At 64.6% G+C, this 19,965-nt stretch carries 12 protein-coding genes and 1 pseudogene; 6 read left to right on the plus strand and 7 right to left on the minus strand.

Going from position 1 to position 19,965, the window contains the following annotated elements; genetic code table 11:
- Positions 1-386: 386 nt before the first annotated feature.
- From DJ81_RS00910 to DJ81_RS00920, 3 genes are all read right to left on the minus strand, one after another.
- Positions 387-3,350, minus strand: coding sequence for an FAD-binding and (Fe-S)-binding domain-containing protein (locus DJ81_RS00910; protein WP_094588006.1), 2,964 nt, complete (start codon positions 3,348-3,350; stop codon positions 387-389).
- 147 nt (positions 3,351-3,497) lie between these two features.
- Positions 3,498-5,756 (minus strand): NADP-dependent malic enzyme, encoded by a 2,259-nt coding sequence (locus tag DJ81_RS00915; RefSeq protein WP_094588008.1) that lies wholly within the window; start codon positions 5,754-5,756, stop codon positions 3,498-3,500.
- 279 nt (positions 5,757-6,035) lie between these two features.
- Complete coding sequence (locus DJ81_RS00920; RefSeq protein WP_094588010.1) at positions 6,036-7,643, minus strand: thiamine pyrophosphate-requiring protein; 1,608 nt, start codon at positions 7,641-7,643, stop codon at positions 6,036-6,038.
- 168 nt (positions 7,644-7,811) lie between these two features.
- Between DJ81_RS00920 and ddh the strand changes: the two genes are divergently transcribed.
- Complete coding sequence (gene ddh, locus DJ81_RS00925) at positions 7,812-8,750, plus strand: D-2-hydroxyacid dehydrogenase (protein ID WP_094558717.1); 939 nt, start codon at positions 7,812-7,814, stop codon at positions 8,748-8,750.
- A gap of 386 nt (positions 8,751-9,136) precedes the next feature.
- On the opposite strand, the gene DJ81_RS00930 is transcribed toward ddh, so the two are convergent.
- Entirely contained in the window at positions 9,137-9,907 is a 771-nt protein-coding gene (locus DJ81_RS00930) for an IclR family transcriptional regulator (RefSeq protein WP_094522095.1), read from the minus strand.
- Positions 9,908-10,003: 96 nt separating this feature from the next.
- Here DJ81_RS00930 and DJ81_RS00935 point away from each other — a divergent pair.
- Positions 10,004-10,639 (plus strand): annotated as a pseudogene (locus tag DJ81_RS00935) (IS6 family transposase).
- Positions 10,640-10,978: 339 nt separating this feature from the next.
- Here DJ81_RS00935 and DJ81_RS00940 read toward each other — a convergent pair.
- Both DJ81_RS00940 and DJ81_RS00945 read right to left on the minus strand, forming a co-directional pair.
- Entirely contained in the window at positions 10,979-11,746 is a 768-nt protein-coding gene (locus DJ81_RS00940) for an IclR family transcriptional regulator (protein ID WP_094558718.1), read from the minus strand.
- A gap of 362 nt (positions 11,747-12,108) precedes the next feature.
- Complete coding sequence (locus DJ81_RS00945) at positions 12,109-12,963, minus strand: 3-keto-5-aminohexanoate cleavage protein (RefSeq protein ID WP_094558719.1); 855 nt, start codon at positions 12,961-12,963, stop codon at positions 12,109-12,111.
- Positions 12,964-13,153: 190 nt separating this feature from the next.
- Between DJ81_RS00945 and DJ81_RS00950 the strand changes: the two genes are divergently transcribed.
- From DJ81_RS00950 to DJ81_RS00965, 4 genes are all read left to right on the plus strand, one after another.
- Positions 13,154-13,930, plus strand: a complete 777-nt coding sequence (locus DJ81_RS00950) for an SDR family NAD(P)-dependent oxidoreductase (RefSeq protein WP_170938208.1) — start codon at positions 13,154-13,156, stop codon at positions 13,928-13,930.
- A gap of 160 nt (positions 13,931-14,090) precedes the next feature.
- On the plus strand, positions 14,091-15,431 hold the full coding sequence (locus tag DJ81_RS00955; RefSeq protein WP_094558720.1) for a sugar ABC transporter substrate-binding protein: 1,341 nt from the start codon (positions 14,091-14,093) through the stop codon (positions 15,429-15,431).
- Positions 15,432-15,449: 18 nt separating this feature from the next.
- Positions 15,450-17,024 (plus strand): sugar ABC transporter ATP-binding protein, encoded by a 1,575-nt coding sequence (locus DJ81_RS00960; protein ID WP_094588012.1) that lies wholly within the window; start codon positions 15,450-15,452, stop codon positions 17,022-17,024.
- 92 nt (positions 17,025-17,116) lie between these two features.
- Complete coding sequence (locus DJ81_RS00965; RefSeq protein ID WP_094558724.1) at positions 17,117-18,019, plus strand: ABC transporter permease; 903 nt, start codon at positions 17,117-17,119, stop codon at positions 18,017-18,019.
- Between the two features lie 263 nt (positions 18,020-18,282).
- Here the strand turns inward: DJ81_RS00965 and DJ81_RS00970 are convergent, their stop codons facing one another.
- Positions 18,283-19,959, minus strand: coding sequence for an aldehyde ferredoxin oxidoreductase family protein (locus DJ81_RS00970; RefSeq protein WP_094588014.1), 1,677 nt, complete (start codon positions 19,957-19,959; stop codon positions 18,283-18,285).
- Positions 19,960-19,965: the final 6 nt, after the last annotated feature.

A 19,965-nucleotide genomic window follows, 5' to 3' on the forward strand; every position in this document is an offset into this window, starting at 1 on the left:
ACCCGGTGAACACCTCCAAAGCCCCAGCCGTGAGGGGCGCGCACGCTCGCTGCGCTCCTCGGTCGCTCACTCTGTTCGCTCCCTGCGGTGCTTGCATCGTCCTCAGAACGCGAAGCGTTCTGATTGGCTCACGAGAGCTCCGCTCTCGTGAACGCCTCCGCGCCCCTCACGGCTGCCCCTTTGAGTCCCACCCAACCGCTCCGCACAGCACCTCACGCCTCCCCAGCCTCGTCGCTCACTCCGTTCGCGACTCCCTCGCGCGTGCGGTTCACGGCCTGTCGGCCGCTCACCGGCACGCGCCACTGCACCGTCGCAATCATTGATAAACACCGTCGCCGCGCTCGTCCCCATTTAAGTACCGAACGACGTCCGCGAGCCGAGGCGCCCTACGCCAGCGCGTCGGCGATCTTCTCGATCGGGTGCGGCGGCTTCTCGTCGTACTCGTCGCCGATCTGCGTCCGGCAGGAGGCCCCGGGGGCGACGACGGAGTCGCCGTCGCTGTCGTCGATCCGGTCGAACAGCATGGAGCCGATGGCCTGGCTCATCGAGTAATGCTCCGACTCGTAGCCGAACGTCCCGGCCATCCCGCAGCAGGAGGTGTCGAGCGGGTCGACCCGGAACCCCGTCCGCCGGAGGACGCCGACCGCGTGGTGGTCCTTCTTCACCGACTTCTGGTGGCAGTGGCCGTGGTAGGTGAGCCGCTCCGCGCCGCCGTCGGCGTCGAGCGCCTCGTCGAGCCGGCGGGTGTCGAGGTACTCCAACACGCCGTAGGCGTGCTCGGCGACCTGTGCCGCGGCGTCGGACGACAACAGGTCGAGGTAGTCGGACTGCAGCATGACGGCGTCGGACGGCTCGACCACGACGACGTCGCGCCCGTCGTCGACGTGCGCCGCCAGCGTCGCGACGTTGGCTTCGGCCGTCTCGCGGGCCTTCCCGAGGAGCCCCTTCGAGTGCGCGGGGCGGCCGCTGTCGGTGATCTCCTCGGCGACGGAGACGTGGACGCCCGCCGCTTCGAGCACCCTGACCGCGGCCTTCCCGGCCTTCGGGTTGTTGTAGTTCGTGACCGTGTCGGGCACCAGCACGACGCGCCGGTCCGCGGTCGACTCGCTCACCGTCGACCCGCCGCGGTCAGCCCACCAGTCCACGAACGTCTCGCGGTGGAACGTCGGGAGCGAGCGCTCTCGGGCGATCCCGAGCGTCTTCTCCATGACGACGCGCGCGCCGGGGACCTTGGTGCCGAGGTTCGACAGGGGCGCCGTCGCGCTCCCAATCTTCGAGAGCGCGTCGACGTTCGCGAACAGCTTTGACCGGAGGTCCGCCCCGTGTTCCTCGTGGTGGGCGTGTTCCACCTCCACCTTCATCTTCGCCATGTCGACCTCGCTGGGACAGTCGATCGAACACCCCTTACAGCCGACGCAGAGGTCGAGCACCTCGCGCATGAACTCCGTGTCGAACTGCTCGTCCTCGGAGAGGTCCCCGCTCATCGCCTGCCGGAGCAGGTTCGCGCGACCGCGAGTGCTGGTGATCTCCTCCTGTGACGCCCGGTAGGTCGGACACATCACGCCGCCCGCGCCCTCCTGACTGGTGCGACACCCGCCACAGCCGTGACAGAGTTCGGCCATTCCTTGGAACCCGTTCTCGTTCTCCCACTCCAGGGCCGGCTCGAAGCCGGCGTCGAACTCGTACTCCTCCCCGAACCGGAGGTTCTCGCTCATGTCGTGGTCGCCGCAGACGCTCCCGGGGTTGAGCAGCCAGTCGGGGTCGAACGCCGTTTTCAGGTCCTGAAAGACGTGCCAGAGGCGATCGCCGTACAGCTTCCGGTTCCACTGGGTCCGGGCGCGCCCGTCGCCGTGCTCGCCGGAGACCGACCCGCCGTACTTCACCGCGAGGTCCGTGGCGGCGTCGGAGATGGACACCATCGTCTCGGTCCCCTCGGCGTTCTTCGTGTTGATGAGCGGCCGGACGTGCATGCAACCCGGGCCGGCGTGCGCGTAGAAGCTCCCGAACGTGTCGTGGTCCTCGAAGATCTCCTTGAACTCCTTGGTGTACTCCGGCAGGTGCTCCGGCGGAATCGCGAGGTCCTCGATGAACGCGATGTGCTTCTCGTCGCCCGTCCGCGACAGCAGGATCGGCGTCGACGCCTTGCGCATCTTCCAGAACTTCTTCTGGGTCTCCTCGTCGTACGCCGCCATCCCGTCGAACGCCAAGTCGCCGACGCGGTCTTCGATGAGGTCGTCGACCTGCCTCTTGGCCGACTCCTCGTCGTCGGCGTAGAACTCGATCAGCAGGAACGAGTCGGTCTCGTCGGGTAACAGGCCGATGACGTCCTTGAACTCCTCGAGTTCGCGCGCCAGGTCGACGAGGACGCCGTCGAGCACTTCGACCGCCGCCGCGTCGTGTTCGAGGATCGGGCCGACGTCCTCCATCGCGTCGAGCAGGTCGTGGTACGTGAGCAGCGCGACCCCCTTCGTCTCCGGAATCGGCTCCAGGCTCACTTCGGCCTCGGTGACGATAGCGAGCGTCCCCTCGCTCCCGACCAGCAGGCGCGCGAGGTTGACGGTCCCCGATTCGGCCTCCTCGATCAGCACGTCGAGGTTGTACCCCGACACGTTCCGCTTGAGGTCGGGGTACCGCTCGTCGACCTCGTCTGCCTCCTCGTCGATGATTCGGACGATCTCCGCGTAGATGCGTTCGAGGAGCGCCCCGTCGGGGTCGGCTCCCTCGCGCAGCTCGGCGACGTCGACCTCGCCGAACGTCTCGACGCTCCCGTCGGCCAGCACCGCCTCGACCTCCTCCACGTAGGCGTCCGTCTTCCCGTACTTCAGGGAGTGCGCCCCGGTCGTGTTGTTCCCGATGGCGCCGCCGAGCGCGCTCCGGTCCGCCGTCGACGGGTCGGGCGCGAACTTCAGCCCGTGCGGTTCGAGGGTGCGGTTCAGCTCGCCGAGGGTGATCCCCGTCCGGGCCCGGACCCCTTCGCCCTCGGGGTCGACGTCGACGACGTCAGTCATGTACCGCGTGAAGTCCAAGACGATCGCCTCGTTCACCGACTGGCCGGCGAGGCTCGTCCCGCCGCCGCGGGGGAGCGCGGGGATCTCCTCCGCGTCGCAGTACTCCATCACGGCGGCGACGTCCGCGGTCGAGGTCGGGTAGACGACCCCGATCGGCGTCACCTCGTACGCGCTGGCGTCGGTCGCGTACATCTGCTTGGAGTACTCGTCGAAGCGCACGTCGCCGTCGACGAGCGCGTCGAGGTCGGCGACGAGCGACGAGTCGTGCTCGGTCTCGCTCTGGTAATCGTAATTCGCCCGCGGGTCGGTGGACGGATCCGGTGCTGTGTTCTTCGATCCCATCGGTTAATTGACTGTCCTCAGTGTGGCGTAGACATGAATGTTACGCGTCAACACGGTACGACTGCCGGGAGGACGCGAGTCGTCGCTCCGAGTCGCGCGGAACGCGTCGGGGGTTCGAACCGCCCGGACGCGGTCCCGTCGCGGCGGTTACTCGCGCTGCTGGGCGTCGACGACGGCGACGCTCGCGAGGTTGACGATGTCTTTGACCTCGTCGCCCCGCTGGAGCACGTGGACCGGCTCGTCCATGCCGACGAGCATCGGGCCGATGGCGTCCGCGTCGCCCAGCCGCTGGAGCAGCTTGTAGCCGATGTTCCCCGACTCCAGGTTCGGGAAGACGAGGACGTTTGCGGCCTCGTCGAGCTCGGAGAACTCGTAGGTGTCGGTGAGCATCTCCTCGACGAGCGCCGTGTCGGCCTGCATCTCACCGTCGACCGGGAAGTCGACCGCCGGGTCGTCGCGGAGCATGGCGGCCGCCTCCCGCGGCGCCTCGGTCGTGTCGGCGTCGACGCTCCCGAAGTTGGAGTACGACAGCAGCGCCGCCCGCGGGTCGACGTTGAACTGCCGCGCCAGGTCCGCGGTGTGGCGCGTCGTCTCGGCGAGCACGTCGGCGTCGGTCTCCCGGTTGACCGTGACGTCGGCGAAGAACACGACCCGGTTCCCGATCGTCAGCATGTAGACGCCGGAGACGTACTCGGCGTCGTCGGCGGTCCCGATGACCTGCAGCGGCGGCCGGAGCGCCGAGGGGTAGTGGTGGGTCAGCCCCGTCAGCATGGCGTCGGCGTCGCCCTGGTCGACCATCACGCTGCCGAGGTAGTCGGTGTTGTTGCGGATCAGGTCGCCCGCCTCGCTGCGGGTGATGCCCTTCCGCTTGCGGAGCTCGTGGAGGCGGTCCGCGTACTCGTCGTACTCCCCGGTGGTCGGGTCGACGACGGTCGCCTCGAAGTCGAGGCCGAGGTCGCCGACGGTCCCGGCGATGGCGTCGGCGTCGCCGAGCAGGACGGGCTCGGCGATCCCCTGCTCGAAGAGCTGGTACGCCGCGCGGATCATCTTCTCGTCTTCACCCTCGGCGAGCGCGATGCGCTTGGGGTCCTGTTTCGCCTTGTTGACGACGATCCGCATCATCTCGCGCGACTTCCCGACGCGCGCCTCCAAGTCGTCGCGGTACGCTTCGAGGTCGACCTCGTCGCGCGCGGCGCCGGACTCCATGGCCGCCTCCGCGACCGCCGGCGCGACCTCGAACAGCACGCGCGGGTCGACCGGCTTCGGGAGGATGTACTCCGGCCCGAACTGGAGCGGCTCGTCGCCGTACGCCTTCAGCACCGCGTCGGGGACGTCCTGCCGCGCCAGCTCCGCCAGCGCCTCCGCGCAGGCGACCTTCATCTCCTCGTTGATCTCCGAGGCCCGGACGTCGAGCGCGCCGCGGAAGATGAACGGGAAGCCGAGCACGTTGTTCACCTGGTTCGGGTAGTCGGACCGGCCCGTCGCCATGACCACCGTGTCGTCGCGGGCGTTCTTCCCCTCCTCGTAGCCGATCTCCGGGGTCGGGTTCGCCATCGCGAAGATGATCGGGTCGTCGGCCATCGACCGCACCATCTCCGGCGAGACGATCCCGCCGGCCGAGAGGCCGACCAGCACGTCCGCGCCCTCCATCGCGTCGGCGAGGTCGCCGTCCGGGACGTCCCGGGCGAACTCACGCTTGTACTCGTTGACGTCGCCCGCTTCGGCCCGCGCCTCCGTGATGATGCCCGTCGAGTCACAGAGCGTGATGTTGTCCCGCTCGACCCCGAGCGAGACGTAGAAGTGCGCGGTCGCGAGCGCCGACGCGCCGGCCCCCGAGAACACGACCTTCACGTCGCCGAGGTCCTTGTCGACGATGTCGGCGGCGTTGATCAGGCCGGAGCCGTTGATGATGGCGGTGCCGTGTTGGTCGTCGTGGAACACCGGGATGTCCATCTCGTCCTGGAGCCGGTCCTCGATCTCGAAGCACTCCGGCGCTTTGATGTCTTCGAGGTTGATCCCGCCGAACGTCGGCTCCATCGCCGCGACGGCCTCGCAGAAGGGGTCGACGCCCGCGATGTCGAGCTCGACGTCGAAGACGTCGACGTCCGCGAACCGCTTGAACAGCACTCCCTTCCCCTCCATGACCGGCTTCGACGCCGTGGCGCCGATATCGCCGAGACCGAGCACGGCCGAGCCGTTCGAGACGACCCCGACGAGGTTCCCCTTCGCCGTGTAGTCGTACGCCTTCTCGGGGTCGTCTGCGATCTCGCGGCACGGCCCCGCCACGCCGGGCGAGTAGGCCAGCGAGAGGTCTCGCTGGGTGTTCGTCGGCTTCGTCGTCGCGATCTCGATCTTCCCGGGCGGGTCGGCCCGGTGATACTCCAATGAGTCGTCTTCTAGCGTCATACCGATCGATTACGCGAATCGCATAAATACTTATGGGCGTCACCGTCCAGTCTCGCGATGCGCGGCCCCTCGCGCCGGCGCGGCGGACCGTCGAGCGCGGATCGAAATACGAGCATACGGGATCGGTCGACGAGGCGGCCACGCGGCGCCTCGCCGCGCTCCGCGAAACGCCCCGCCGCCCGGTCGGCCCGTCCGAGCATCTCGAACGCGGTCCACCGACCGGGCCGACCTCGGACTACCGGGCCGCGGGCGCCGTCGACCGCCGAGCTCTCCCGGGCCTCACTCCAGGTCGGGCCGAGAGAGCTCCGTCTCCTTGGCGGTGATTATCTCCAGGAGGGCCGGCGTCCCCTCCTCCGTCTTCTCGATGGCGCGTTCGAGCGCGGGCGCGACCTCATCGGGGTCCTCGACGCGCTCCCCGTAGCCGCCGAGGGCCTCGCCGACGTCGGCGAAGTCGCCGCCGAACGGCGTGTCGTACGACGCCATCTCGTAGTTGTTCAGGTGGATGGTGAGGATCGGGGCGTCCTCGCGGGCCGCCGTCTCGAAGTCGAGCCCGGTCATCCCGATGGCGCCGTCGCCCATGATGTTGAGACAGAGCTTCTCCGGGAAGCGGACCTTCGCGCCGATCGCGAGCCCGAGCCCGTAGCCCAGCTGCGTCGTCTTCCCCCAGCCGATGTACGAGAGGGGCTCGTCCGTCTCGTAGAACGGCGCGAGGAAGTCCCGCGGGTTCCCGGCGTCGGCCGTGATGACCGTCTCGTCGGGGTCGACGACGTTCGTGATCTCGTGGATCACGCGGTAGGGGTTGATCGGGGTCTCGTCGGACGTGAGCTTCGGCTCCCACTCGTCGAGCCAGTCGGCCTTGACCGCCGCGATCTCCTCGGCCACGTCGTCGAAGCGGCCGCGGTCGTCGTCGACGCGCTCCGCCACGGCGTCGGTCACCGCGTCGAGGACGAGCTGCGCGTCGCCGACGAGCGCCATCTCCGAGCCGACGTCTTTGTCGATGTCGGTGGGATCGAGCGTCGAGTGGATCACCGTCTTGCCCTCGGGGACCGTGATCCCGTAGGCGGTCTCGGTGAAGCTGCAGCCGACGCCGAAGAGGACGTCGCACTCGTCGAGGAAGTGCGCGAGCTGTCCGGGCTCGCTCTTGCTCCCGGCGCCGAGCGAGAGCGGGTGGCTCTCGGGGAAGGCGCTCTTCCCGTTCAAACTCGTGGCGACCGGCGCTTCGAGCGTTTCGGCGAGCTCCTTCAGCTCGTCCCATCCCTTGGCGTAGTGAACGCCCTGTCCGGCGAAGACGACCGGGTTCTCCGCGTCGACGAGGGCGTCCGCGACCGCCGGGACCGCGTCGGGGTCCACGCCCGCGCGGTTGGCGCTCGACGGCTCGTACTCGAAGTCGCCGATCTCCTCCCAGAAGACGTCCTTCGGCACCTCGACGACCGCGGGGCGGGGGCGGCCGTTGCGCGCCGCGGTGAACGCCCGGCGGAACGTCTCCCCGACCGCGTCCGGGTCCGAGAGCTGCTCGCACGTCTTGCTCACGCTCTGGTAGCTCACCAGGGAGTTGAACTTCGGATCGACGTCCGTCTTGGCGCGATCGTAGCCGGCCGGGATCGCCACCAGCGGCGACGACTCGCCGTACGCCTGCGCGACGGCGCCGATGGAGTTCTCCGTCCCCGGACCGTGCTGGCAGGCGAAGGCGACGACCTCGTCGCCGGACGTGAGCCGGCCGATAGCGTCCGCCATGTGGACCGCCGTCCGCTCCTGACGAGTGATGATCGTCCGGAGACCGGCGTCTTCGGCGGCGCCCGTGTCGAACAGCGGGTTACTCGGGAATCCGAACAGATACTCTACACCCTCCTCTTTCAGTGCTTTCGCGATGGCTTCTGTAACGTTCATCTTTTATTTGATCGTATACTTCTGGCTCCGGTCCGGGGTTAAATAAAGGTACCTGTCGAGGCCGGTTTCGTCGCTTCGAGCGTCGCTGCGGTCCGAGCCGTCGCGGCCGCGTCCCTAATCTTGCCGGCTCCCGAAGGACTGATACGCCGCTGTGACGACGGTCCGCGTATGTCAGACCGAGCGCAACTCGATACCCTGTCCGTTCACGACTCCGTCGAGAACGTCATTCCGCCCGAGGCCTTCGTTAAGGCGTTCGACGACCTCGACCTCGACGTCGGACTGGTCGGCGACGGCGAGAGCTACGACGAGACCGACGCCGTCGCCACCTACGTCCCCCGACCGGAGTTCCTCGACGCGGGGTGGGTCCACTGTATCCGCGCCGGCTACGACGAGTTCGACACCGCGGCCTACGAGGCGGCGGGCGTCCCGCTCACCAACAGCACCGGCATTCACGACACCACCGTCAGCGAGGTCGCGCTCGGCTACATGCTGTCGCTCGCGCGTCTCCACCACGTGTACCGCGACCACCAGAACGAGCGGCACTGGTACACGCCGGCGTACGAGCGGCCGTTCACCGTGGAGAACGAGCGGCTCTGCGTCGTCGGTCTCGGAACGATCGGCCGGGGGATCGCCGAGCGCGCCGACGCGCTCGGGATGGACGTGATCGGGATCAGACGGTCCGACGAGCCGGTCCCGGGCGTGTCGGAGATATTCGACCCGTCGGACCTCCACGACGCCATCGACGACGCGCGCTTCGTCGCGCTCGCGCTGCCGCACACCCCCGAGACCGACGGGCTCATCGGGGAGGCGGAGTTCGAGGCGATGCGCGACGACGCGTACCTGATCAACGTCGCCCGAGGCCCGTTAGTCGACGAGACCGCGCTCGTCGACGCGCTCGAGAGCGACGCGATCGGCGGCGCGGGGCTGGACGTGTTCGAGACCGAGCCGCTCCCAGACGACTCCCCGCTCTGGGGCTTCGAGGACGTGATCATCTCGCCGCACAAGGGGTCAGCGACCAACCGGTACCACCTCGACATCGCCGAGCTCGTGACGGAGAACGTCGAGCGCTATCAGGCGGCCGAATCGCTGCGGAACCGCGTCGCGTAACCCTTCTCGGCCCGCTGCCGATCCGCAGCCGAGATGTTTCGTCATTCCGAACGACTGATTATCGAGTTTTCGGAATATCGTACATTACGACGTTGTCTTGCTACTGGTGTTTTTTCGAGTCATTTCGGACGTTCCGTCGGCTTTGACCGAAATATCGCCTGTTTCGGTCAGTCACCGAGAGCCAATACGACCGAATCCGATCCAGATTCGGGTCGAATCACCCACCGTCGAGAAGAAAATCGGTTTCCTATATTCGAACTGCGAGTCGTGTCATTCGTTCGGCCGGCGAGCGGCTCCGCTGCCGAATTCGGCTCATTCACCCGCTTCATTACATTACTACGATTGTAATGATGTCGACTGGTGGTGTAATTGTAATTCGCGTGTGTTCACGACCGTCCGTGGGTGAGGTTGACCTCGATCACGTTCGCCGTCCGGTTGAGGCTCTCGGTGTACGCGCGCCGCTGCTCCTCGGGCTTCAGGCGGCTGATCGGCGTCATGATGCTGATCGCGGCGTTTCGACGCTCTCCGGTCTCGATCGGCGTGCCCACGCATCCGAGCCCGCCCAGTCGCTCCTCTTCGTTGTACGCGAACCCCTCCTCGCGGATCCGGTCGAGCTCCTCGAACAGCGCGTCCCGGGTCGTGATCGTCTCGTCGGTCCGAGCCGGCAGCCCGTGCCGGTCGACGATCTCGTCGACTCGCTCGTCGGAGAGGCTCGCGAGCAGGGCCTTGCCGAGCGCCGTCGTGTGGAGGTAGACGCGGCGTCCCAGGTGGACGTCGAAGTCGATCGCCTGCCGGCCGCGGGCGGTGTAGACGTAGATGCCGAGCCCCCGCTCCTCGAACAGCAGGTTCGCCAGTTCGCCCGTCTCCTCGGCCAGCTTGCGCACCTCCGGCTTCGCGACGTCGTAGACGCCGTCGTACTGCCGAGCGATCCCACCGAACTCCAGGCAGCGGAGGCCGAGCCGGTAGCCGTCCTCGCGCTTGACGACGAGCCCGTGCTCCTCGAGCGTGATCAGGTGTTTGTACACCGTGCTCTTGGCCAGGTCCAGGCTCTCGACCAACTCCGCGATAGAGACTCCCTCATCCCGGTCTGCGATGGCCGTCAGTACGCGCATAGAGGTCCCCGTCGCCCGTACCGACTCCGTTTTTGGCCTCTCCATGCGCTACCTCACCGAAGGCGGGTAATAAGAATTATGGGGCGGACGTATAGGGCGATGTTAAGTTACGAACGAGGCGGTGGGTGTTTCGAATGGTGTATGTCCGAATCCAACTGCCTCAACGGCTGTACAGATTGTATCGACTTGGAGTTTGTGAGGCGAGAGAGGACTCCCCACGAGATCATTGAAACCGGTATTCGACTCCATCTTGCTGGTGTATCAATTTCGAATACAAAACAGTATATTGAGAAGTTGGGTGTCGAGCGAAGCCGGACAGCGATTCACAACTGGATTCAAAAGGCCGATCTACAGCCAGCTGACGAGGCGAGCCCGAATCGCGTTGCGGTCGATGAGACGGCAATTCAGATCGACTAAGACGGATTCTGGCTATATACTGCCGTCGATTCCACAAATCAATTCCGTCACTTCGACCTGTTTCCCGTCCAAAATAAACAATTCACGCCGGTGTTTCTCCGCGATCTCAGAGAGAAACAACACGTCGACGATGCGGTCTTTCTCGGTGATGTCGGCGGCCATCTCACCGCTGTGCTCTCACGAGCCTCGCTCCGATTTCAAATCACTCGTCATGGAAACTGGAATGATGTCGAACGTCTAGTTAGAGCGGTAAAACGTTGAACCTCTTCGTTCTCAAATATGTTCAGAAACGCGGAGCCGACGGTGGCAGAATTGCGGCTCCGAGCCTTCTCCGTCTACTGGAACCGATGCTTAAGTTAACACGACCCCGTCGAGGTGGCTGTGTCGGGGAGAGTGTGTTCCGAACCGAGACTTCCTCGGTTTCCCAAACTCATTACGGCATGATCGTGCTGCCCTCCTCTATTCTAATACAGTGTTTCATAGAGGGATCGAGTCGCTCGGATTCGGACGCAGACTACTCGAGACGACGGGCGGCTCGTAATTGATCGACAATCACCGGGCCGAAGCCTCGAATCGTGGTGGTGCTGAAAAAATTACATTAGTGCGGGTGTAAAGACGACGAAGGCGAGTTCAATTCGGATCGCTTGATCCATTACAAACGTATGATTGTAATGGGAATATGCTCGGATCCTATCGGCATCAGGACATCGAGTTCTCGAGTTCGAACTCGTTTGCGACGCCGAGGAGAGTTCTCGGGATTTCCTCTTCGAACCGATCTTCGGTCATCCGATTTGCGGGACTGGCGACGCTAAAGGCACCGACCACACGGCCATCGGAGCCGTCGACGGGGACCCCGACGGCCTTCACTCCCTTCAACTGCTCCTCGTCGTTGAAAGCGACACCTCGGTCCTCGACAGCTTCCAGTTCCTCGAGTAGCACGGACCGGTCGGTGATGGTGTTCTCCGTGCTTGCAGGGAGTCCCCACTCTTCGATGATGTCGATGACTCGCTCTCGAGGGAGCCGGGAGAGGATCGCCTTTCCGGCAGCGGTCTGGTGGAGGTGGAACCGCTTGCCGACGGTGGAGTACTTCCAGACGGCGTGCTTCCCGGAGTAGGTGTACATGTAAACACCCCGACCGTTCTCCTCGACGACGAAGACGGCGCGACACTCCGTCTCCCGAGCGAGCTGGTCTGTGTACGAGTCGGCGATCCTGTAGGCGTTTCGCCTGTTGCGAACGTAGTCGGCCAGTCCGAGGAAATGGAGGCTGAGGTGGTAGCGGTCTCCTGATTTGACGACGTAATCCGCGCCGACGAGAGTCGAGAGGTGAGCGTGAACGGTGCTCGCCGAGAGGTCGAGCGCCTCCGCGAGCTCCGTCACGCGAGCGCCGTCCAACTCGCGCAACTTCTCCAGGATCTCGAGCGAGGTCATCGTGGCCTGAATCTGCCGACTGCCGCTGTTACCGTTCATGCGTACGCATATCCCCGGTAGTATATAAAGTTCGCGTGTACCGAACCGCGAGATACTTCCTCGATATCATTCAAGGATTAAATACCTGGTAGCACGTGACACGCCAACATAGTATATAAAATTCGCGTCTCCACAACCGTTCTCCGAGAATAAGCGAGCGGCGGCTTTCCGTCGGCAGGCGGGACCCGCAACTCCGAGCCGTCGAAAGTTGCGATCCCGACCCGTTTGAGAGCGCGATCTGGCCGAACCGGACGCGAAAGCTCCGGTGTTCGGTGGAGGATAGCGACTGAGAGAGGATTCGCGCATCCCGAATATGCGTGGACAATTCGAACGCTCGGTCGGGTCTCTCGAAGCGTCGAGACTCAGATTCCGAGCATCTCGCGAGCGTCCGCGGGGGACGCAACGGACCGTTCGAGTTCGTCGGCGATGCGTGCGGTCCGCCTGACGAGCTGCGCGTTGCTCTCGGCGAGTTCTCCCTTCCGGTAGTAGACGTTGTCTTCCATTCCGACGCGGACGTGACCGCCCATCGTGATGGCCGCCGTCGTCATCGGGAGCTGGTGTCTGCCGACTGCGAGACACTGCCACTCGACGGGGTCGGGCAGGTTATCGACGAAGGCCTTCAGGTTATGCGGCCCGGGCGGCATCCCGTTCTGCATCCCGAAGATGACCGTCGCCCAGTACGGTTCCGCGAGGAGCCCCTTCTCGATCAGGTGTTCAGCCTCCGGGATGTGGCCCGGATTGAACAGTTCGAGTTCGGGTTTGACCCCGGCCGCACGCATTCGCTCGGCGTACTCCTCGTTCTGTTCGCGCGTGTTCTCGGCCGTCCGCGTCTGGCCGAAGTTGATCGGACCGAGGTCGACGGTCGCCATCTCCGGTCGTGGATCCGTCTCTAGCACCGGAGCGATGCGCTCTTCTCGCGGGTAGATGCCGCCACCGCCCGTGGTGAAGTTGACGATGATGTCGTCGCAGCGCTCGTCGATTTCGTCTCTGAGCTCCTGATACCTCGCCACCGATTTCGTCTTGTTCCCGTCTTCGTCACGCGCGTGGAGATGGACGATCGACGCCCCCGCCTCCTCACAGGCGGCGACGTCCCGTGCCACTTCGGCGGGCTGTGTCGGAAGATTCGGATTCGCTTCTTTTCCTTGATGTCCCCCGGTCGTCGCGACGGAGATGATGAGCTTTCGGTCAAAGTGATCTCTGTAGCCACTGTATGGCATACCTCAACCGACCCATCTCAACGTGTTAATTCTTCCGGGGACGCGCCTGAGACGACCGGTTCGTGACGCAACGCGGACCCGCGACAGTTCCCGGACTCACGGCTGTCGCTCGGTAGTGCGTCTGCACGTGCGAGGCTCAGTTTGGGTGAAATACCCTAATGTTTATTAACACTGTTCGGAATGTGAGCGTATGCAGCAAGATAGCACAGCGCTGGTTACCGGTGGCGGTCGCGGTATCGGTCAAGCAATCTGCGTCGAACTGGCACAATGCGGGGCCGATATCGTCATCGCCGACCTGAACGCCGACGAGATGCAGGAGACCGTCGAACTCGTCGAGGCCGAGAACGGGCGTGCCCGCGCGCTCGAGACGGACGTCACCGATCTCGACTCCGTCGAATCGACGGTCGAGACCGCACTCGAGGAGTTCGGCAACGTGGAGTGGCTCGTTAACAACGCCGGCATCGCCGGACCGACTGCGCCGTGCGAGTCCATCGACGCGGACGAGTGGGACGCCACGCTCGACGTGAACCTCCGCGGAGCGTTTTACACCTGCCGGACGCTGCTTCCCTCGATGAAACGACAGTCGTACGGCCGCATCGTCAACATCTCCTCGGTGACAGGGAAACGGCCGCTCACCCAGCGGACACCGTACGCGGCAGCGAAGATGGGTCTCATCGGCTTCACGCGAACGCTCGCGGCCGAGGTGGGCGACCACGACATCAACGTCAACGCGATCTGTCCGGGATCGGTCGACGGGCCCCGCATCCGGCGCGTCTTCGAAGAGAAAGCGGAGGCTACCGGTCGGTCCTACGAGGCGGTCCGATCCGACGCCGAAAATCAGAGTCCCCGGCACGAACTGGTAAACAGAGAGGATGTCGCGAACACTGTCGCGTTTCTCTGTTCGACCGACGCCGATCGGATGACCGGACAGGATCTCAACGTCTCGGCAGGCAAAGTGATGTACTGACGATTCGCCGTAGCGACGCCCTGTGACGGACTGACGAATCTCGGTGCATAAGCCAGCAGGAACGGACCGCGCCCGGCGAGAGGGATGACTAAGGAAGTGTATCGTATGATCGATCATAAACTATATAACCGGTGACTCTCCACACCCTATTGACGCAAACATGGCACAAGATAGCACCAACCAGACGAGACGCCGGTTTATGAAGAAAACCACCGTCGGCGGGTCCGCGATCGCATTGGGTGGTCTCGCGGGATGTACCGGAAACTCGGGCGGTGACGGCTCATCGGGTGGGGACGGCTCGTCCTCGGACGGCTCGAACGGCTCGGACGGATCCGATGGCTCGATGACATCGATGGCGTCCATCGCAAACCGACAGAACTCCTACTGGCTCAGCTGGGAGAAAGGCTACCTGGAGGCGTGCGAGGCCTTCGGCTACGACACGAACGTCCAGACGAACAACGGCGAGGTCCAGACGCAGCAGCAACAGTTCGATTCGGCGGTCTCTAACGACGCCGACTTCATCGTCGGCCAGACGTACACCAACGCTGCCGCGATCACGCTGGCGGAGACGCTGGTGGAGGCGGGAACCCCCGGTGTCCTCGCCGTCACCATCGCCGACTGGTACGTCCCGCAGGACGCCGGCGGGGAGTACGTGACGTTCTTCACGCCGCACTTCGTCAACCACGCGTACAGCGCCGCGAAGATGCTGTTCGAGTCGATGGACGGCAGCGGGAAGTTCGTTCACATCGAGGGGAACCGAGGGACGGCCCCGAACATCGGCCGGAACAAGGGCGTCGATCTGGCGATGCAGGAGTACCCCGACATCGAAATGGCGGGGCCACGCCAGCCGGGCAACTGGATTCGCTCTGACTCTCGGTCGGTCATGAACGACAAGGTCTCCCAGTTCGGCGACGAAATCGGCGGCTTCTTCGGCCAGAACGACGCCGTCGCGCTCGGTGGAATCACCGTCCTCGAGGAGAACGACATCGACGTCCCCGTCGTCGGCATCGACGCCAGCGAGCCCGGACTCGCGGCCATCGACGAGGATCGGATGACCGGCACCGTCTCGGGCATGGGCCCGTGGCAGGCCGGCTGGTCGGTCGCGAAGTGTCACGACTTCCTCAACGGACACACGCTCAGCGACGCGGAGAAGATGATGTCGTTCAACGCGCCGGTCTGCGTGAAGAACCCCGACGACTGGACCGACACGATCGACCGGCTCCCGGTCGTCGACGCCGCCGACTACAACGAAGCGATCTTCTCGGGCGAGACGCCCTACGACTGGAAAAAGATGTCCGTCGTCGAGTCCGGCGAGGACGCTTGGGACCCACAGATCGACATGCAGCCAATGAGCCTCGACGGCATGAAAGAGGTTCTCGACTGGAAAGAAGACGACAAACCGAGCGGCTATTCGCTCCCGGGCGCGTACACCGATAGCGCGGTTCAAGAGGAGACGGCGCAGCAGTACGTGGACCGATTCCAGTCGAATCCGCTCAAATAATCCTTGTCAAAATCCCCCATGGCATCACAGACACATACCAACGCGACGGACGCGGGCCAACCCGACCCGACTGACGGGGGCGACCACAGCTTTCGCGTCGAGGGTATCTCGAAGTCGTTCCGCCACGTGCAGGCCCTCAAAGACGTGTCGCTGGCCGTCGACCACGGCGAGGTCATCGGGCTGGTCGGAGAAAATGGCGCGGGCAAGAGCACACTTCTGAACATCCTGACCGGCGTGTTGCAGGCCGACGAGGGACAGCTGTTCGTCGACGGGGAAGCGGTCACGTTCACGAACCCGCGTGAAGCGGCGAACTACGGTGTCTCGCTCGTCCATCAAGAGCAGGACATCATCAAGACCATGCGGGGGTACGAGAATCTCTATCTCGGGCGAGAGCTCGAACGCCTCGGAGTGCTCGAGAAAGAGAAGATGCGTAAGGAGGCGCAGGCCTTCGTCGATGACTTGGGCATCAATATCGACGTGGACGAGCGCGTCCGCAACTACTCGTTCAACGAGCGCCAGATGCTCGAGATCGCGAAGGCGTTTCACGTCTCACAGAAGTCCGAGAATCCCGTCATCCTCCTCGACGAACCGACGGCCGCGCTCGAGGAGAGCGGCCGCCAGATCCTCTTCGACCTCGTGAACGACCTGCGGGACCGGGCGACGTTCGTCTTCGTCTCCCACGAGCTCGACGAGGTGCTGCAGATATCCGACCGGATCTACGTTCTCAAAGACGGCGAGCGCGTGGCGGACATGGCGACGGCCGACGCCACCACAGAGACGCTGCAGAAGGCGATGGTCGGCCGGGAGACCGCCGACGAGTACTACCGGGTCCCCGACCAGCAGCGCGACACCGAACTCGGCGAGACGGCCCTGACCGTCGACGGCGCGGTCCACGGTGACACGGTCGGGCCAATCTCGCTTTCCGTCCGTGAGGGCGAGATATTCGGGATCGTCGGCGTCGAGGGCTCGGGAAAACAGCAGTTGGGTCGCCTGCTCGCGGGCGACCTCGCCATAACCGAAGGCTCGGTGTCGGTCGGCGACACCACCCTGCAGAGCCCGACGGTGTCGGATATGGTCGACGCGGGCGTCGGCTACATTCCGAAAGACCGGAAGTCAGAGGGCCTGTTGCTCTACCAGTCGGTGTTGGTCAACACCTCTCTCGCGATGGTCCGGGACATGAACGGCAACGTGCCGTTGCTCGACCTCGACGCCGAACGGCAGGCGACCGTCGACGCCATCGAGGAGCTGTCGATCAAGACGCCGGGCCCCGACGCGCTGGTTCACGGCCTGAGCGGTGGGAACCAGCAGAAGGTCGTCATCGCCCGTTGGCTGGCCCAAGAGACGCCGATACTCGTGATGGACAACGTGACCCGAGGCATCGACGTCGGTGCCAAAGAGGAGGTGTACCGTCTCTGCCGTGAGCTGACCGACCAAGGCGTCTCGATCGTCTTCATCGGCGACGAGCTGCCCGAGGTCATCGGTATGTCCAACCGCATCGCCGTGATGGCGAACGGAGAGTTCGTCGGCGAGCCCATAGACGCCTCGCCGGGGAACAAACCGACCGAACAAGACCTGATACAGGAGATGATCTGACAATGAGTACAAGTGGCGTCAGCGAGTGGATCACCGACCAGCGAGAACAGCGCACGCTCCACGACTGGATACAAGACTTGGGCCCGTTCGTCATGCTGTTCGGGCTGATACTCACGTTCTCGTTCACGACGGACCGCTTCCTAACCGAGGCCAACCTGCTCGACAACGTCGCGAAAAACGCCGTCACGCTGTTGTTGGTGGCGCTTGCGGGGACCTTCCCGATTCTCCAGCAAAGCATCGACCTCTCTGTCGAGTCGATCGTGCTACTGACGGGCGTTGTGACCGTCGTCCTGATCTCGCAGTTCGGCTTGGGCCTCTTAGCCATCCCGATCGCCATCGGTGCCGGGATGCTTGCTGGCCTGTTCAACGGTATCATCTTCACGAAGCTCAAGGTCCCTTCGTTTCTCGTCACGCTCGGGACGCTCTCGGTGATGGCCGGGGTCGGGAAGATCATCACAGGCGGGTCGACCATTACGTTCCGGAACCCCGCCATCCGAACCATCTCGAACGGCGAGGTCTTGGGTATCCCCAACCTCGTGCTCTGGGGGCTGCTCATCTACGTCGGCACCATCGTCCTCGCGTTCCGGACGAAGTTCGGCCGGTACTGCTTCGCGCTGGGCGAGAACGAGCGCGTCGTCGAACTGGCCGGTGCGAAGGTCGACCGCTACAAGATCTACCCGTTCGTACTGTCGGGACTGCTCTGTGGGACCGCCGGCGTCTTGCTGACGCTGCGTATCTCGTCGGCCTCTCCGAACATCGGGAGCGGGCTCTTGCTCCCCAGCATCGCCGCCATCGTCATGGGCGGGACGGCCCTGACCGGCGGTGTCGGTGGGCCGCACCGAACTATTCTGGGGGTGCTCGTCATCGCGGTGCTGAACAACGGCATGAACCTGCTCGGCATCGACTCGTTCGTCCAGGAGATAATCCTCGGACTCGTGGTGGTCGGGGCGGTGGCCCTGTCGATCGACCGCGAGAAGATCGACGTGGTGAAGTAGAACGTCGCGTCCCGGTTCCCCTTTTTTCCGCCTTCGCCTTCCCGCGTGACCCGTCCGTTCGCGCCTCTCAGTCGCGTCCGGAACGAAACGAGACGCCCGCCGCGTCCGACGACCCGCGACGGGCAACGCGCGCTGGAGTACGCCCGTTCGATCCACGGCGGCGACGAGTCCGTCTCCGTCTGCGCCATCGGCTACGGAGCGTCCGTCACCGATCCAGAATCCAAGTCGCCGGGCGCTCCCCGGAAAAAAGAGCGAGAAAACGGTCAGTCGGCGCTCACGGCGGTATCGACGTGCCCGCTCGGGACGGTGCCCTCGTCGGTCCAGCCGCGGCGCTCGTAATACTCGTCGAGCGCCGCTTCGAAGTTCGGCAGCGAGTAGGGGAGCGCGTCGTCTTCACGGTCGACGCCGCGATGATTGTTGAAGTGTCGTTCGAGGTCGACGACCTTCGATCCGACCGCTAAGAGCGTCTCGTAGTCGGTCGAGAACAGTCCCTCGAGCCGTTCGGGCGTCATGAAACTCCGCGAGAAGCGACAGATGATCCCGCAGTCCTCCAGCGCGCGGGCGTTCTCCTGCTCGATGACCATCTCGGGTTTCCCCTCGAGGCCCGTGGGATCGTACGCCTCCTCGCCGTCGACCAGGGGATACTCCCACGCGTACATCGTGGTAAACATGTGGTCTGCGCCCCTCGTGGCCGTCGCGTACGACAGCCCCTGGCCGTTCAGCGTGCGGCCGTCGTGGGCGGCGAAGTCGAGCCCTTTCACGGTCCAGTTCTCGACGCCTAACTCCTGGTGGAACCGGTCGATCCCCTCTGCGAGGAGGTCGCCGACGCCCTCTCGATGAGCGATCTTCTCGACCATCTCGAAGATCAGCTCCGTGTTCCCGAACTCCCCTTCGCTCGCCAAGTAGGCGGAGACGACGTTCCCGCAGGTGATGCTGTCCAGTCCGTACCTATCGCACAGCTCGTTCGACTGCATCACGTCGACGATATCGTCGACGCCGGCGTTCGACCCGAACGACATCACCGTCTCGAACTCCGGTCCCTCCGTCTCGACGCCTCGTTCCTCGTCTTTCGTCGGGAGCTTACAGGCGAACGCGCACGACGAGCAGGTCGCTTTCTTGAACTTCTTTTCCTCGACTCGGTCCCCGTTGATCCCTTCGACTCCCTCGAACTGCAGCTCGGAGAAATACCTCGTCGGCAGGGCCGACACCTCGTTGGCCAGTTCGGTCACCGACGTCGTCCCCTGCCGTTTCATGATGTGGTCGGCGGTGGCCGCGTCGCGGTGGACGTCCGTCTGGATGGGGGGGATCTCGATCTCCGGGCTCGAATCGCCGTCGAACGTGATCGCCTTGACCCCCTTGGCCCCGAGGACGGCGCCCAGCCCCCCGCGGCCGAACGCTCTCGACTCCGAGGTCATGATGGAGGCGAAGCGGACTCGATTTTCCCCGCCGGGGCCGATACAGGCGACGTGTTCGCTCTCCATGCCGTGTTCCGTCTCGATATACTCGACCGTTTCCGGTACCGTCGCGCCAGCGAGGTCCGGGACGGGTTCGAACTCGACGCCGGTGTCGGTGACGTGAACGACGACGAGTTCGTCGCTCGCGCCCACGAGTTCGACGGCGCTGTAGCCCGTCGCAGCGAAGTTGCGCGACATGAACCCGCCGGCGTTCGACGAGAGTAGCCCGCCTGTGAGCGGCGAGATACCCGTGCAGTTCATCCGACCGGTGAACGACATGGTCGACGACTGCATGGGTCCAGTAGCGAAGTAGAGCCGGTTTGCCGCGCCCAGCGGGTCGGCGTCGAACGGGAGTCGATCGTGCGCGAGCCGCGTCGCGACGCCGCGCCCGCCGATGAACGTTTCGTTTATTTCGTCGATGTCGGTCGTTTCCGTCGAGCGATCGCCGACGTCGACCGTTAAGAGGGGTCCCTCTGCGTGAAGCATGCACAC

It is taken from the genome of Halorubrum sp. Hd13 (genome assembly GCF_002252755.1).
In the GTDB taxonomy this organism is placed as follows: domain Archaea; phylum Halobacteriota; class Halobacteria; order Halobacteriales; family Haloferacaceae; genus Halorubrum.

Bases quoted from the DNA above. Each gene is read 5' to 3' on its own strand.
- DJ81_RS00910 (WP_094588006.1), bottom strand. From the start codon at position 3,350: ATGGGATCGAAGAACACAGCACCGGATCCGTCCACCGACCCGCGGGCG.
- DJ81_RS00945 (WP_094558719.1), bottom strand. From the start codon at position 12,963: ATGCCATACAGTGGCTACAGAGATCACTTTGACCGAAAGCTCATCATC.
- DJ81_RS00965 (WP_094558724.1), top strand. From the start codon at position 17,117: ATGCTGTTCGGGCTGATACTCACGTTCTCGTTCACGACGGACCGCTTC.
- ddh (WP_094558717.1), top strand. From the start codon at position 7,812: ATGTCAGACCGAGCGCAACTCGATACCCTGTCCGTTCACGACTCCGTC.
- DJ81_RS00940 (WP_094558718.1), bottom strand. From the start codon at position 11,746: ATGAACGGTAACAGCGGCAGTCGGCAGATTCAGGCCACGATGACCTCG.
- DJ81_RS00950 (WP_170938208.1), top strand. From the start codon at position 13,154: ATGCAGCAAGATAGCACAGCGCTGGTTACCGGTGGCGGTCGCGGTATC.
- DJ81_RS00955 (WP_094558720.1), top strand. From the start codon at position 14,091: ATGGCACAAGATAGCACCAACCAGACGAGACGCCGGTTTATGAAGAAA.
- DJ81_RS00970 (WP_094588014.1), bottom strand. From the start codon at position 19,959: ATGCTTCACGCAGAGGGACCCCTCTTAACGGTCGACGTCGGCGATCGC.
- DJ81_RS00960 (WP_094588012.1), top strand. From the start codon at position 15,450: ATGGCATCACAGACACATACCAACGCGACGGACGCGGGCCAACCCGAC.
- DJ81_RS00930 (WP_094522095.1), bottom strand. From the start codon at position 9,907: ATGGAGAGGCCAAAAACGGAGTCGGTACGGGCGACGGGGACCTCTATG.
- DJ81_RS00915 (WP_094588008.1), bottom strand. From the start codon at position 5,756: ATGACGCTAGAAGACGACTCATTGGAGTATCACCGGGCCGACCCGCCC.
- DJ81_RS00920 (WP_094588010.1), bottom strand. From the start codon at position 7,643: ATGAACGTTACAGAAGCCATCGCGAAAGCACTGAAAGAGGAGGGTGTA.